The following is a 14,565-nucleotide window of genomic DNA, read 5'->3' on the forward strand; positions in this document are numbered from 1 at the left end:
TCAGCCCCTCGCCCCGAACAGCCCCTGCGGGCGAAACAGCAGCACCGCGATGAAGATCGCGAATATGCCCATCTGGCCCAGCGAGTCGCCCAGGAACAGGCCCCCGATGGACTCCACCACGCCAATCAGCAGGCCGCCGACCAGCGCGCCCACGAAGCTGCCCATGCCGCCCAGCACCACGATGGTGAAGGCCACCAGCACGAAGCCGCCGCCGACCTGCGGATTCACGTAGTACGCCGGCAGCAGGAAGCAGGCCGCCGCGCCCAGGCAGGCCATGCCGATGCCGAACGACAGCGCGTAGACCTTTTCCACGTCTATGCCCATGAGCTTGGCGCCCTGCTTTTCCTTGGCCACCGCGCGGATCGCCCGGCCCAGGTCGGTGCTGCGGATGATCCAGAACAGCACCGCCGCCACCGCCAGCGCGCCGCAGAAGGCGATGATCTTGGGCAAGGCGATCATGGCCGGCCCGATCTCCACCGTGGACAGCGTGTAGGCCGTGTCGATGGTGCGCGTGTCCGACTTGAACCACACCAGCGCCAGGTTCTCCAGCACGATGGCCAGGCCCAGCGTCACCAGCAGGATGTTCTCGTCCTTGCCGTGGCTGGCGCGGTTGATCACGTAGCGCTGCAGGGCATAGCCCAGCGCGAACATACCCGCCACCACCAGCGGCAAGGCGGCGTAGGGGTCGATGCCGAGGCGGTCCTTCAGCAGATACACGGCGTACAGCGCCACCATCAACGCCGCCCCATGGGCGAAGTTGATGATGTGCAGCACGCCGTAGATCAAGGTCAGACCCAGGGCGATCAGCGCGTACACCGCGCCCGTGGTCAGGCCGTTGAGCACCGAGGAAAAGAGGATGGCGGGATCGAGCACGCTCAGGCCTTCAGCGGGAAGATGGCATCGGCCTGGCGGTAGTCGGCCGGGATGACGACCTTGATGTCGCCGCCGATCACTTGCGTCAGCAGAGGCTGCGCGCCTGTGTTCTGGCCGTCCACGAACTTGGTCGGGCCGTAGGGCATGATGTGGTCCGAGAAGGTGCTGGAGGCCAGCGCCTCGGTGATGGCCGCGCGGTCGGCGGACTTGGCGCGTTCCAGCGCGTCGGCCAGCAGCAGCACCGAGGTATAGGTCATGAAGACCTCGTAGCTGAAGTAGGCGCCCTTCTCTTCCACGCGCGCCTTCAGCGGGGCAACGCGCGCGTCCTTGGGGTTGAACCAGTGGTTGCAGTCGAGGATGCCGTTGGCGATGTCGGGGAATTCCTTCAGGAACTTGTAGCTGGAGGCCGCGCCGCCCAGCACCGAGTAGATCGCCTTGGGCTGCACCTTCTGCTGCTTCATGGCGCGCAGCAGCAAGGCGTATTCGTTGTAGTAGTTGGCCGGGATCACGATGTCCGGATTGAGGGACTTCATGCGCAGCACGATGTTGTTGAAATCGCGGGTCGGGTTCGGATGCTTGACCACGTCCTTGACCTCGAAGCCATGCTGCGGCAGGGCCTTGGACAGCAGCGCCGCGGTGCCGGTGCCGAACAGCGAATCCTCGTGCACGATCATCACGGTCTTGGCCGGCTTGCCCGCCGCGTCGTTGAGCGCGGCCAGGTCGGTGATGGCGCGTTCGCTACAGGCGCGGTAGCCCGGGCCGAAACGGAAAGTGTTCTTCAGGCCGCGCTCGACGATCTGGTCGGCCACGCCCACGTCCACCACGTGCGGCAGGTTGTACTTGGCCGCGGTCTGCGTGGTGGCCAGGCAGATCGCCGACGCATAGGCGCCGACGATGGCCGACACGCCCGCCTCGTTCATTTTTTCGACCTCGGCCGAACCCGCCTCGGGGCGCGACTGCGCGTCGCCCAGCATGGCTTCCAGCGGCGCGCCGCCCAGCGACTTGATGCCGCCGGCCTTGTTGATGTCCTCGATCGCCAGCAGCGCGCCCAAGCGGCATTGCTGGCCCGAATAGGCCAGCGCCCCCGTCACCGGATGCAGGATGCCGATCTTCACGGGTTTGGCGCCCTGGGCGCGTGCCACCCATGGCGCCGACACCAGGGCAGCTGCGGCGGCGGATTGATAGAGGAAAGTGCGGCGCGAATTCATGGGCGATCTCCGAGAGTTCAATGGAATTGGGCGGACAGCTCTTCGCTGACCCATACCTTGGCGTCGATGCTGCCGACGCGTGACAGCTGCAACTGGTACTGATAGCGGTCGGGGCGGTACAGGCCTTGCAGCAGCTGCACCGGCCGCTCGTTCACGTCGCGCACGATGCGCGTCACGGCCAGCAGCGCGGAGCCCACGGCCACGTCCAGGTGGCGCGCCACCTGCGCATCGGCCAGCCGCGCCGAAATGGTCTGGGTCGCGCCGCCGAACTCCACGCCGGCCGCTTCCAGCAACATCAGCAGGGGTTCGCGCTCCAGGTCTGCGCGCGTGAAATCGGCCACGGCCTGCGGCACGTAGGTCGTGATGTAGGACAGCGGCCCGGCCTCGGTGCTGCGCACGCGCAGGCTCTTGTGCACGGGCGCGCCGGGCGCCAGGTCCAGCGCCTCGGCCACCACGGGCGGCGCCGACACCAGGGCGCTGTCCAGCACCTGCACCGAGGTGCGCAGGCCCATGTTGACGATGTTCTCCAGCAGGCCGGTGAGGTGCGCCTTCTGCGGCGGATTGGCCTTGGGCGCGCTGGCCGGATTCGCCGGCGCGCGCAGCGGCCAGGTGCCCAGGCCGGGCCGGCGCGACACCAGTCCGTCTGCCACCAGCATCTCCATGGCCTTGCGGATGGTGATGCGGGCCACGTCGAACTGGTGGGCCAGCGCGTGCTCGCCTGGCACGCCGTCCTGATCGAAGCGCCCTTCCTGCACCTGTTCGCGCAGGACGAGGTAGATCTGGTGGTACTTCGGCAGAGGTAATGAGGTTCCCATGACGGGAACTCTAGGAGTGTCCTAATGTACCGTCAATGGAACAAATGGCTTGGACGGTTGTTCTATCGGGAAAACACTGAGGGCGCGGACTCGATCCGGTTGCGCCCGCGCTGCTTGGCGTAATACAGGGCGCGGTCGCTGCGGCTGAGCGCCAGCTCGGCGTCCGCGTCCATGGTGTGCATGGTCGAGATGCCGATGCTGACCGTCAGCGGAATATGCCGGTCGTCGCCCAGCGAAAATGGTGCGGCCGCAATGCGCTGCTGCACGCGCGTGGCGAAGGCGTGCGCGCGCTCGATGTCGGTATCCGGCAGCACCACGGCGAATTCCTCGCCGCCGATGCGCCCCACCAGGTCGACCGCCCGCAGCTGGGCCCGCAGCGTATTGGCGAAGTGCTGCAGCACGCCGTCGCCGATGGCGTGGCCCCAGGTGTCGTTGATGCGCTTGAAATGGTCCAGGTCGCACATCAGCACGGCGGCGCAATCGCTGCCCTGGCGCTTGATCCGGGCCAGTTCCGCGGCGATGCGCGACATGAAATGGCGGCGGTTCGGCAGCGTGGTCAGGGCGTCGGTGGCGGCGAGTTCGCGCAGTTCGAAGTCGGCGCGCTTGCGGTCGGTGATGTCGGTCACGAAACCGTGCCAGACCACGCTGCCGTCGGCCGCCTTGCGCGGACTGGCGTCGCCCTGGCGCCAGCGCAGGCCCTGCTGCGGCAGGCAGACGCGGAACTCCAGGTGCCAAGGGGTCTGCGCCGCGGCCGCGGCCTGCAGCGAGGCGTGATAGGTGGCCAGGTCCTCGGGATGGACGCGCAGCTCGATCGCCGCGGGGTTGGTGCGCACCTCGTAAGGCGTGAGTTCGAACATGTCCCAGATGCCCGCGCTGACATACAGGAAGCGCGACCCGCCCCCGGGCCGCTGGCCGCACTGGAACACCATGCCCGGCACGGCGTCGGTCAGGTTGACCAGCAGGTCCGCCGTGCGCCGCAGGCGTTCCGACATCGCGCGCATCGCGCTGATGTCGGTGGTGGTGCCCATCATGCGCAAGGCCCGCCCCTGCGCGTCGCGGCTGACGACCTTGCCGCGGCTGCAGATCCACTTGTAGCTGCCGTCCTTGCAAAGGATGCGGTGCTCGACTTCGTAGCTCTCGGTCTTGCCCTCGAAATGCGCCTGCATGGCGGCGCGCACATAGTCGGCGTCGTCGGGGTGCAGGCGTTTGTAGGAGTCCTCGATGCGGTTGGTGACTTCGGATTCGGCGTAGCCCAGCAGGGCCTTCCAGCCCGGCGAATAGGTGATTTCGCCGGTTACGACATTGCGGTCCCAGATGCCCGTGCCGCTGCCTGCAATGGCCATGGACAGATTGCGCGCCTCGGTGCGCCAGCCGTCTTCCGCCGCCCGTTCCGCCGCCAGGGCCTCGCGCTTCTCGACGGCCGCGACGGCCAGTTTGGCGAAATCGTGCAAGGCATCCAGGTCTTCGTCGCCGAAGTCCCGCGGCTGGCCGTGCAGCAGCCGGAACGTACCCAGCCGGCGGCCGTCGCAGGCGTGCAGCGGGCAATCCACGGAGAAAGGAAGCGTGCCGGCCGCGGCGGCAGGCAAGGCGCCTGCCTGGGCCTGCCAGACGCCGTCGGCGTCGCTGCAGGCGACCAGCGCCATGTCCACGCCGAACTGCCGCCTGGCCAAGCGGACGAGCCGGTCCAGGGGGCCGTCGAGCCCGGTTTGCACATTCTCCGCGCCGCCGGCGGGCGCGCATGCAGGGGGAACGTCACCTGTTGCTGGCATGTCTGGACCTGACTCAACACGAGATTCATAGACATGGCCATGCCGGTGGCCATGACTGACATTTTGTCACGCTCTGCACCAAAATAGCATCATTTTGAACGATATGATCACCGGCCTATGGAACACCCTACCCGCCTGCTGCAACGCGCCTGGCTCCTGCTGCTGGCCATCCTGATCACCCTCCACGGCGGCCTGGCCCACGCCCAGGCGTTCGACCGCCAGGCGGAAAACGCCCGTTACCGGCAATGGCTGGAGGACTTCCGCGCCGACCTGCAGCGCCTGCGGCAATCGCCCGATCCGGCCAAGGCCGACATCGACAGCCTGTTCGCGAAGACCATCGTGCCGGCTTCCCGCGGCACCCAGCTGGTCAGGACACTGGTGGAGGCGCCCGGCGACTCCACCAGCGGCGAGGTCCACTACGCAGGCTTGCAACGCGTCTTCCTGGCCGCCCTGGCCAACGCCGTGGTGGCGGGCGACGGCGGCAACTACCCCGAAACGCAGGCCAAGTATCAGAAACAAGTATTGCGCGTGCGTTACATGCACGTGGACGGCGGCGGCCGGCTGGAGTCTTTTTTCAACGACCCCGAAAACTTCAAGCCCTACCGCCTGCCCGCGCCCGGCACCCTGGAGCGCGACGCCTACCCCTTCCTGCTGTTCGAGGAACATGAGGGCAAGCTGAGGCTGGGCGGCGTGTCCAAGGAATTCTGGGATCTGGTGAAGTTCATGGATACGCAGCAATATGCGTAAGCGACTGGTCCTGCTGCTGGCGGCCATCGCGCATGCCGGCCCTGCCCTGGCGGCCTGCGGCCCGGCCGCCGTCGATTTCGCCGCGCCCGTGGCGCTGAAGGCGGTGCCCGTCTCGGTCGGCCTGGGCGGCGACCGTGTCCTGCTGGGCCGCCAGGGCGAACGCGTCGCCGCCCGCAACAAGCCGGTATGGGTCGACGAAACCGGCGATCCTCTGCCCCGGACCTGGATGGACAAGGTCGATTGGTCCGCCTACCGGCTGGAGAGCGCCTCGCGGGCGCCCACGAGGTTGTACTTCGACGACGATGGCCGGCTGTGCCGCGCGGAGTCCTACGACCTGCCCCGGCGCGGCGACGCCGCCCCCTTCCTGTCGGGCGGTTACACGCTGGAATACGACGGCAACGGCGCCCTGACGCGCGTGGTCGAGTACGAACAGACCGCGGTGCGCCGGCCGGCCACCTACGAGGCAAGCGGCCAGGCCTGCCTGAAACGCGATGCCCGGGGCGCACTGACCGCCTTCAGCGATGGAGCTTGCGACGCCAGGCAAGAGCCGGCCGCCGGCCGGTTCTACGCGCGCGACGCCGCAGGCCGCCTGCTGCGCGCCATCGATACCGCCGCCCAAGGCGGCGCATTCCAGGTCCAGACCTATGATGCCGAGGGTCAGCCAAAACAACGTTATGTGCGCCGCTATTCCCCCGGGGATGGCGCCAAATCCTACGCCTCCGTCGCGCACGCCTCCCCGGACTCCCGCCCTTATCCGGTGCACCAGGCAGAGTTGAACCAGCTATCCACCGAGGTTCCGGGCAATGACTGGCGCATCGTCAGCATCGCCGACGAGGTGGCGCTGGACGATCCGGACATGCAGTCCTGGAATCCGGACACGCAAACCATCCTGGCCCAGGGCGTGACCGATGCGCAAGGCCGCGCGCCGCTCTCGGCGGACGCGCAGGCGCGCGTCTGGCAGGCCATGCGCGACAAGCCTGGCAGGATCTTCTGGTATTCGGACCTGATGAGCCGGGTGCTGCTGCTGCCCGCCATGGACGAGGCCCGCTGGCGCGCCTGCGCCGATCCCGGGAATCAGGCCGCCGACGCCTGCGGCTGAGGCGCGCGGCGCAGCCCGGGCCTCACGCTCCGCGCTGCTGCGTCGCGATCGCCCGCCATAACGCGGACATCCGCTCCGCATCCTGCATGAAGCCCACATTGAACCGGAACCACGGCGAGACGGCTCCGGGCTCGGGCAGGAATATGGCCCCGGGCGTCAGCGCGAAGCCGCGTTCCAACAGAGCACGGGTGCATGCCGCCGCGTCCTCCACGCCAGGCAGCTTGACCCAGAGAAAGAGCGAATGTTCGGGCGTGCAGAACACGGTCGCGCCATGCTTGCCAAACTGCCTGAGCGCATCCTTCACGGCGCGCCGGGTCCGCTGTTGCAGGTCCAGCACGTGCTTGTGGAATCGTCCTTCAGTGATCACCGCATGAACCGTGCGCTCGGCGAACGGGGAGCTGTTGAGCGACAGCACGGTCTTGACCGACACCAGTTCCCTGACATGCCGCGGCGCACAGGCCAGGAAGCCGACGCGCACCACGCTGGACAGCGACTTGGAAAAACTCCCCACATATATCGTGTTTTCCAGCTGGTCCAGCGAGGCCAGGCGCGCGCAATGCCCCGGCTTGTAGTCCGCCAGCGCATCATCGTCGACGATCGTCAGCCCCGCCGAGGCCGCCAGCGCCAGCAGCTCGCGCGCTGTTTCCGCAGAAATGTCGCTGCCCGTAGGGTTATGGCCCACGGATTGCGTGAAGAACAGCTTGGCCCGGCTGGCCCGCAGCGCCCGCTTCAGAAAAACCAGATCGGGCCCTAGCGGCGTTCGGGGCACCCCAATGATTCTTGCGCCTTGCAGGCTGAGCTTGTTGAAGGTGGGATAGAAGCCGGGCGCGTCGACCAGCACGGTGTCTCCCGGCCGGACCATGTGGCGGATCAGGATATCGACCGCCTGGTAGGCGCCCTGGGTGAGGATGATCTGGTCCGAACGCGCCTCGATGCCATAGGCGCCGAGCTTTTGCGAAATGCTCTGGCGCAACGGCAGATAGCCGTAGGGGTCGCCGTAGCGGAACACGCTGCCCAGCCCGCTGCGCCCGATCTTGTGCATGTAGCGGTCGAGCCGGCAGTTCTCCAGCCAGGCCGAGGGCGGCAGGCCCTCGCCCACCGAATGGCCGCCTCCAGCCAGATGGAACGCCGACCGGTCTATGCCGATGCCCGCCAGCGCGTGATCCAGGGCCGGCGCCCAGCGCTCCGCCGAAACCGGCGCCTGCGGCACGCCCACCACGTAGAACCCCGAACCATGGCGAGGCTCCACATAGCCATCCGCCACCAGCAGTTCATAGGCCTGCACCACCGTGTTCTTGGCGACCCCCTTGATCTGCGAGTAGTGCCGCAGCGAGGGCAGCTTGGCGCCTGGGGCCAGATCACCCTGCCGTATCTGCAGCTTGATCTGGTTGGCGATCTGCTCGGAAAGAAGGTCCGGCGGGAAATGGGAGGCCATGGCGGATATCCAACTGTAGCGGCCAACTGTACCACTGGCTTTGCGGTACAGCGGCCTACGATGCAGGCACAACGAATCGATACCCACGGAGACCGCGCAATGCCTCACCCCAACGACCACTCGTTCAACGGCGTCATCGGCAAGACCTACCGCGATTCGACGCCGGACTGGCCGCGCAAGCCAGCAGCTCCCGAACAGGCGCCAAACGTCCTCTTCCTGGTGCTCGACGACGTAGGCTTCTCCGACCTGGGCTGCTACGGCTCCGAGATCCACACCCCGAACATGGACCGGCTGGCTGCGGGCGGGCTGCGCTATACCAACTTCCATGTCACCGCCATGTGTTCGCCCACCCGGGCCTGCCTCATGACCGGGCGCAACGCGCATTCGGTCGGCGTGGGCATCATTTCGGAATGGGCCAACGGCTATCCCTCTTATCAAGGGCGGATCACCCGCCAGGCCGCCACCTTGCCGGAGATCCTGGGCGACTATGCCTATGGCTGCTATGCCACCGGCAAATGGCATCTGACCAATCTCGCCGATTACGGTGCATCGGGGCCGCACGGCGACTGGCCGCTGGGCCGCGGGTTCTCCCGCTGGTACGGCTTTCATGGCGCCCTGATCGACCAATGGAATCCCGAGCTCTACGAGGACAACCACCCCATTCATATCGCGCCGCAACCGGGATACCACTTGTCATCCGACCTGGTCGACAAGACCATCTCGCAGATCCGCGATCACGTGACCTCGTCCGACAACCGGCCATTTTTCAGCTACCTGGCTTTTGGCGCCTGCCACTGGCCGCACCAGGTTCCCGCCAACTACATCCAGAAGTACAAGGGCCGTTACGACCAGGGTTGGGACGCCGTGCGCGCCGAACGTTTCGCCCGGCAAAAGGCCATGGGCGTGGTTCCGCAGAATGCGGAGATGGCTCCCCGCAATCCCGGCATAGGCGCATGGGAAGATCTGTCGGAAGACATGCGGCGCCTGGGCTGCCGTCTGCAGGAAACCTACGCGGCGTTCCTGGACCATACCGATGCCGAGATCGGCCGCCTGGTGGATTATCTGCGGTCCATCGGACAGCTGGGCAACACGCTGATCGTGCTGCTGTCGGATAACGGCGCCAGCGCCGAGGGCGGCCCCACGGGCGCGATCAATATGCGCAAGCACATGACCCACGAACAGGAAACCGTGGCCTCCGCCCTGCCCCATATCGACCTGATTGGCAGCGAGCATTCATTCAGCCATTACCCGATGGGATGGGCGCAGGTTTCCAACACTCCGCTCAAGTGGTTCAAGAAGGACACCCATGGCGGCGGCGTGCGCGCCCCGCTGATCATGCACTGGCCGGAACGCATCAAGCAGGCCGGCGGGCTGCGCACCCAGTTTCATCATGTGATCGACGTCGTCCCGACGGTGCTCGACTGCCTGGGCGTGGAGCCGCCATCCGTCCACCAGGGCTACAAGCAGCTGCCGCTGCATGGCGTGAGCATGCGCTACAGCTTTGCCGAGCCCGATGCCCCCACCGCCAAGACCACCCAGTATTTCGAACTGCTGGGCGACCGCGCCATCTGGGATCGCGGCTGGAAAGCCGTGGCGCGCCACGTCAAGGGCCAGGACTACGACACCGAGGACCGCTGGGAACTCTACAAGCTGGACGACGATTTCACCGAAACGCGCGATCTGGCCCAGTCCCATCCCGACAAGCTGCGGGAACTGCTGGACCTGTGGTGGCAGCAGGCGGACGAGTTCGGCGTGCTGCCGCTGGACGACCGCGAGGCCGAGCGCGCCCGCGACTTCCTGGGCACGCAAACCCGCACGCACTACGAATTCCAGCCGGACATGGCGCGCATCGACCGCTTCATGGTTCCGGAAATCAGCGACCGCAGCTACTGCATCACGGCGGAATTGGCGGACCTGTCGAGCGCCACCGAAGGCGTGGTCTTTTCCTGGGGCAGCAGATTCGCCGGCTTTGCCTTGTACGCCCTGGGCGGTGAACTGGTCTACGAGTACATCTATACGGAAACCGTCGCCCATCGCCTGGCGGTCCCGCTGCCGCAAGGCACCGCCACCGTCACGCTGCAATTCACGCGCACTGGCCAGAATGCCGGACGCATCGCGCTACGCGTCAACGGCGAACTGATGGGAGAACTTGAGCTGCCGAAAACCTGGTGGACCTACAGCACCACCGCCGGTCTGACCTGCGGGTTGGCGGGCGTGCCGCTGACCGAGGCCTACCGTCCCCCTTTCCGCTTCAATGCCGCCATACTGCGCCTGGCCGTGGACCTGGAAAACGACGGCGGCGACAGCGCCGACGGCAAGCTCTGGACCGTATTCAAACAACAATAGCCCCGCCACACGGAGACAAACCATGAAAGGCATACCACTGGGAAAAACGCTGCTGGGCCTGGCGCTGTCCATCCTCGCCGCTGGCGCCACGGCGGCGCCGCCGGATTACCCCTCCAAACCGATCAGACTGCTGGTGGGGTATCCGCCGGGAGGCACGACGGACCTGCTGGCGCGCGCGCTGGGACAGCAATTGATGCAGGCGCTGAAACAGCCGGTCGCGGTCGAAAACAAGCCCGGCGCGGGCGGCGGGCTGGGAGCGAACCAGGTTGCCCGCGCCGAGCCTGACGGCTATACGCTGGGCGTGGGCAGCGCGGGCAACCTGGCGCTGAATTACGCCACCTACGCCAATATCCCCTATGACTCGCAGAAGGACCTGACCGCGCTGAGCCTGGTGGCCAGCGTGCCGAACGTGCTGGTGGTCAATCCCGCCACGCCGGCCAAGACCGTGCCGGAACTGATCGCCTACTTGAAAAACAAGAAGGGCGGCGGCTTTTTCGCCTCTACCGGCACGGGTAACGGCCCGCATCTCACGGGCGAACTGTTCAAGGCGCGCACCAGCCTCAACCTGACCCACGTGCCCTACCAGGGAGGCGCGCCGGCCATCACCGCGCTGCTCGGCGGCGAGGTCGACCTGCTGTTCGACAACCTGCCGTCTGCGCTGCCGTTCATCCAATCTGGAAAATTGCGCGCCCTGGCCGTCACCAGCGCCCACCGCGCGGCCATCCTGCCCGACGTGCAAACCATGCAGGAGGCCGGCATCGACAATTTTCAGGTCGATGCCTGGTTCGCCTTGTTCGGACCGGCCGCCATGGACCCGGCGGCGGTCGCGGAAATCGGCGCGGCCATCCGCGGCATGTCTGGAAACACGGCCTTTCTGGACGCGCTGAAGAATATGGGCACGGTACCGGAGCTCACCGATGGCGCGGCGCTGTCCAAGCTCATAGCCATGGAACGCCAACGCTGGCCGGCCCTGGTCAAGCAAGCCGGCATCAAGCGCGAATAGCGTGCCCGCCGGGAGCCTAGCGCCAGGTTTCCGGCTCGACGCTGACCTCGCCCTTGTCGGCCGAGAAATACACCACGCCGTCCGAAATGTTGGCGTTCAGACGCATGGTGCGCTCGGCCAGCTGGGCCAAGGCGCGGGTCTGGTCGGACGGCAGGTTCACGATCTTGAGGTTGCGCGTGCGTTCCAGCTTGTTCTTCACGCCGTCCCACCAGATCTTGCTGGCGGAACCGCCATAGCAATAGACGATGACTTCGTCGGCGCGGCCGCAGGCGCGCAGGATGCGGCGCTCTTCGGGCTGGCCGACTTCGATCCAGAGCTTGACCGCGCCGGTCAGGTCCTTGACCCACAGGTCGGGCTCGTCGGTGTCGCTCAGGCCCTTGGTGAAGGCCAGTTCCTCCTGCGCGTGCAGGGCGTAGGCGACCAGCCGCACCATCATGCGCTCGTCGGTTTCCGAGGGATGGCGGGCGACCGTCAGCGAGTGGCTGCCGTAGTAGTGGCGGTCGGTGTCGGCGACGTTGAGCTCGGCCTTGTAGATGGTGGCGCGCAGGGCCATGGCGTAAATCCGGTGAATGTAGCGAATTGCTGAAGGCCGCCATGATAACGCCTGCGGCGCTGCGCCACGGCGACGGACGGCCGCGGACGCCGGCCCGGCGGCGCTACACTGGCCAGCTCCGCCTTGCCACGCCCGCTACCGGACCCCGCCCATGACCGCCACCGCCGCCCTGCTCGCCTTTACCCTGGCCGCCGCCATCCTGACCGTCACGCCCGGCATGGATACCGCCCTGGTGCTGCGCACCGCCGCCGTCGAGGGCGGCCGCCGCGCGCTCATGGCTGGCCTGGGTATCGCCGCCGGATGCCTGGCCTGGGGCGTGGTGGCGGCATTCGGCCTGGGATCGCTGCTGCTGGTATCGACCCTGGCCTACGACGCGCTGCGCATCTGCGCCGCGCTATACCTGTTCTATCTGGGGGTGAAGCTGCTGTGGGGCGCCCGGCGAGGCAAGCAAGCCGCCCCCGATTCCGCGCCGCCCGCCCCCGCCGCGGCGGCCAGCGCCGGCGGCTGGTTCATGCGCGGCTGCCTGACCAATGCCCTCAATCCGAAGATCGGGATCTTCTACATCACCTTCCTGCCGCAGTTCATCCCCGCGGGCGCGGACGTGCTGCGCTTCAGCCTGCTGCTGGCAGGCATACACGCGATGCTGGGGATAGTATGGTTTGGCGTGCTGGTGGCGGCGACGCGCCCGCTGGCGCGCTGGCTGTCGCGGCCTGCCGTGATGCGCGGGCTGGACCGCATGACGGGCGCGGTCTTCATCGCCTTCGGTCTGAAGCTGGCGCTCGAAAAGCGCTAGTTTCGGCTCCCCCTGCACGCAGCGGGGGGGATGCCGCCGGCTGCCAGCCGGCGGCCTTCTGCCTCAATAGACCCCGATCGAATGGCGGGCCACGAAGTGGCCTTCGCCCACGGCGACCAGGGGCTCGACCAGCGGATCGTCGCCCAGCTTGCGCATCGGGCTGGGGATCTCGTCGACCAGCAGCGAGCGCTCGCGGTGGCGGCGCTGCGGGTCGGCGATGGGCACCGCCGCCATCAGCTTCTTGGTGTAGGGATGCTGCGGGTTCTCGAAGATGGCCCGGCGCGGGCCGATCTCGACGATCTGGCCCAGATACATCACCGCCACCCGGTGGCTGACGCGCTCGACCACCGCCATGTCATGCGAGATGAACAGGAACGACACGCCCAGTTCACGCTGCAGGTCCAGCAACAGATTGACGATCTGCGCCTGGATCGACACGTCCAGCGCCGACACGGATTCGTCGGCGATCACCACCTTGGGGTTCAGCGCCAGGGCGCGCGCAATGCAGATGCGCTGGCGCTGGCCGCCCGAGAACTCGTGCGGATAGCGGTCGATCATTTCCGGCAACAGGCCGCACTTGTCCATCAGCCAGCGCACCCGGTCCTGCGCCGCCTTGCCGCGCGCCACGCCGTGGATCAGCAGCGGCTCCATGATGGAGTAGCCCACCGTCATGCGCGGATCCAGCGAGGCGAACGGATCCTGGAAGATGAACTGGATGTGCTGGCGCAGGGTCTGCATGGCGCTGCCGCGCAGCGCGCCGATGTTCTTGCCGTCGAATTCGATGCTGCCGGCCTTGCTCTTGACCAGCTGCAGCAGCGAACGGCCGGTGGTGGTCTTGCCGCAGCCGGACTCGCCCACCAGCGACAGCGTCTCGCCCGGATACAGGTCGAAACTGACCTTCTCAACCGCGTGCACGCGCTTCTGCACCCGGCCCAGGATGCCGCCGGTGATGTCGAAGCTGGTGGTCAGGTCGCGCACCTTCAGCACGGGGCCGTTTTCGCGGCGCACGGTGGACGCGGCCGCGACGGGCGCGGCGGCTTGCGGTCGCGCCGTGGCGTCGTCCACGCGCAGCAGCGGGAACGGCGCGGGCTCGTCCGTGCCCTGCATGGCGCCCAGCCGCGGCACCGCCGACAGCAGCGCGCGCGTGTAGGCGTGCTGCGGACGGGCGAAGACCTCGTCCGAGCTGCCCTCTTCCACCTTGTCGCCGCGATACATGACCAGCACGCGGTCGGCCACTTCCGCCACCACGCCCATGTCGTGCGTGATGAAGATCACGCCCATGTCCATTTCTTCCTGCAACTGGCGGATCAGCTGCAGGATCTGGGCCTGGATGGTCACGTCCAGGGCCGTGGTCGGCTCGTCGGCGATCAGCAGCTGGGGCTTGCACGACAGCGCCATGGCGATCATGACGCGCTGGCGCATGCCGCCCGATAGCTGGTGCGGATAGCGGTCCAGGATGGCGCGGGCCTCGGGGATGCGCACCCGCTCCAGCATGCGCAGCGTCTCGGCGCGGGCCGCGGCGGCGTCCAGCCCCTGGTGCAGCTGCAGGGCTTCGGCAATCTGGTTGCCGGCCGTGAAGCTGGGGTTCAGGGACGTCATGGGCTCCTGGAAGATCATGGCCACGTCCGCGCCGCGCACGCGCTGCAGCGTGCTGTCGGGCGCGTTGAGCAGGTCCAGCACTTCACCGCTGCGCCGGCGCAGCAGCATGCCGCCATTGACGATACGGCCGCCGCCATACTCGACCAGGCGCATCAGCGCAAGCGAGGTCACCGACTTGCCCGAGCCGGATTCGCCGACGATGGCCAGGGTTTCGCCGCGGTCGACGTGGAAGGAGACTTTGCGCACCGCTTCCACGGTGCGCTCGGGAGTCTTGAAGCGCACGGTCAGGTCGTTGACCTGGACGACGCGCTTGGGGTCCATTGTT

The 14,565-nt window shown here is 67.2% G+C and carries 12 protein-coding genes; 5 read left to right on the forward strand and 7 right to left on the reverse strand.

The genetic code is table 11. The features are described 5' to 3' along the window. The 4 genes from IAG39_RS18595 to IAG39_RS18610 form a co-directional block, all read right to left on the reverse strand. The gene (locus tag IAG39_RS18595; protein WP_059374344.1) at nucleotides 1-873 is read right to left on the reverse strand and encodes a branched-chain amino acid ABC transporter permease; all 873 of its coding nucleotides are present in this window, start codon (nucleotides 871-873) and stop codon (nucleotides 1-3) included. Nucleotides 874-875: 2 nt separating this feature from the next. Continuing rightward, a complete protein-coding gene (locus IAG39_RS18600) occupies nucleotides 876-2,081 on the reverse strand; it encodes an ABC transporter substrate-binding protein (RefSeq protein ID WP_118933552.1) in 1,206 nt (401 codons plus the stop codon). A 17-nt stretch (nucleotides 2,082-2,098) separates the two neighbouring features. Continuing rightward, complete coding sequence (locus tag IAG39_RS18605; RefSeq protein ID WP_118933551.1) at nucleotides 2,099-2,896, reverse strand: GntR family transcriptional regulator; 798 nt, start codon at nucleotides 2,894-2,896, stop codon at nucleotides 2,099-2,101. Between the two features lie 62 nt (nucleotides 2,897-2,958). After that, nucleotides 2,959-4,665 (reverse strand): sensor domain-containing diguanylate cyclase, encoded by a 1,707-nt coding sequence (locus tag IAG39_RS18610; protein ID WP_118933550.1) that lies wholly within the window; start codon nucleotides 4,663-4,665, stop codon nucleotides 2,959-2,961. A 117-nt stretch (nucleotides 4,666-4,782) separates the two neighbouring features. Here IAG39_RS18610 and IAG39_RS18615 point away from each other — a divergent pair, with 117 nt between their 5' ends. Further along, on the forward strand, nucleotides 4,783-5,412 hold the full coding sequence (locus tag IAG39_RS18615; RefSeq protein WP_118933549.1) for a hypothetical protein: 630 nt from the start codon (nucleotides 4,783-4,785) through the stop codon (nucleotides 5,410-5,412). Further along, a complete protein-coding gene (locus IAG39_RS18620) occupies nucleotides 5,405-6,511 on the forward strand; it encodes a hypothetical protein (RefSeq protein ID WP_118933548.1) in 1,107 nt (368 codons plus the stop codon). The genes IAG39_RS18615 and IAG39_RS18620 overlap by 8 nt, the downstream gene beginning before the upstream one ends. Nucleotides 6,512-6,533: 22 nt before the next feature. Here IAG39_RS18620 and IAG39_RS18625 read toward each other — a convergent pair whose 3' ends face one another. Then, entirely contained in the window at nucleotides 6,534-7,946 is a 1,413-nt protein-coding gene (locus IAG39_RS18625; RefSeq protein ID WP_118933547.1) for a PLP-dependent aminotransferase family protein, read from the reverse strand. 99 nt (nucleotides 7,947-8,045) lie between these two features. Between IAG39_RS18625 and IAG39_RS18630 the strand changes: the two genes are divergently transcribed. Then, nucleotides 8,046-10,292 (forward strand): arylsulfatase, encoded by a 2,247-nt coding sequence (locus tag IAG39_RS18630; protein ID WP_165867903.1) that lies wholly within the window; start codon nucleotides 8,046-8,048, stop codon nucleotides 10,290-10,292. Between the two features lie 22 nt (nucleotides 10,293-10,314). Beyond that, on the forward strand, nucleotides 10,315-11,295 hold the full coding sequence (locus IAG39_RS18635) for a Bug family tripartite tricarboxylate transporter substrate binding protein (protein ID WP_165867902.1): 981 nt from the start codon (nucleotides 10,315-10,317) through the stop codon (nucleotides 11,293-11,295). Nucleotides 11,296-11,311: 16 nt separating this feature from the next. Here IAG39_RS18635 and IAG39_RS18640 read toward each other — a convergent pair whose 3' ends face one another. Next, nucleotides 11,312-11,848 (reverse strand): YaeQ family protein, encoded by a 537-nt coding sequence (locus IAG39_RS18640; protein ID WP_059374335.1) that lies wholly within the window; start codon nucleotides 11,846-11,848, stop codon nucleotides 11,312-11,314. 151 nt (nucleotides 11,849-11,999) lie between these two features. On the opposite strand from IAG39_RS18640, the gene IAG39_RS18645 reads away from it, so the two are divergent. Beyond that, complete coding sequence (locus IAG39_RS18645; RefSeq protein ID WP_118933544.1) at nucleotides 12,000-12,641, forward strand: LysE family translocator; 642 nt, start codon at nucleotides 12,000-12,002, stop codon at nucleotides 12,639-12,641. A 63-nt stretch (nucleotides 12,642-12,704) separates the two neighbouring features. Here IAG39_RS18645 and IAG39_RS18650 read toward each other — a convergent pair whose 3' ends face one another. After that, the gene (locus IAG39_RS18650) at nucleotides 12,705-14,561 is read right to left on the reverse strand and encodes a dipeptide ABC transporter ATP-binding protein (protein WP_118933543.1); all 1,857 of its coding nucleotides are present in this window, start codon (nucleotides 14,559-14,561) and stop codon (nucleotides 12,705-12,707) included. Nucleotides 14,562-14,565 lie beyond the last annotated feature (4 nt).

This window comes from Achromobacter xylosoxidans (assembly GCF_014490035.1).
GTDB classification, from domain to species: domain Bacteria; phylum Pseudomonadota; class Gammaproteobacteria; order Burkholderiales; family Burkholderiaceae_B; genus Achromobacter; species Achromobacter bronchisepticus_A.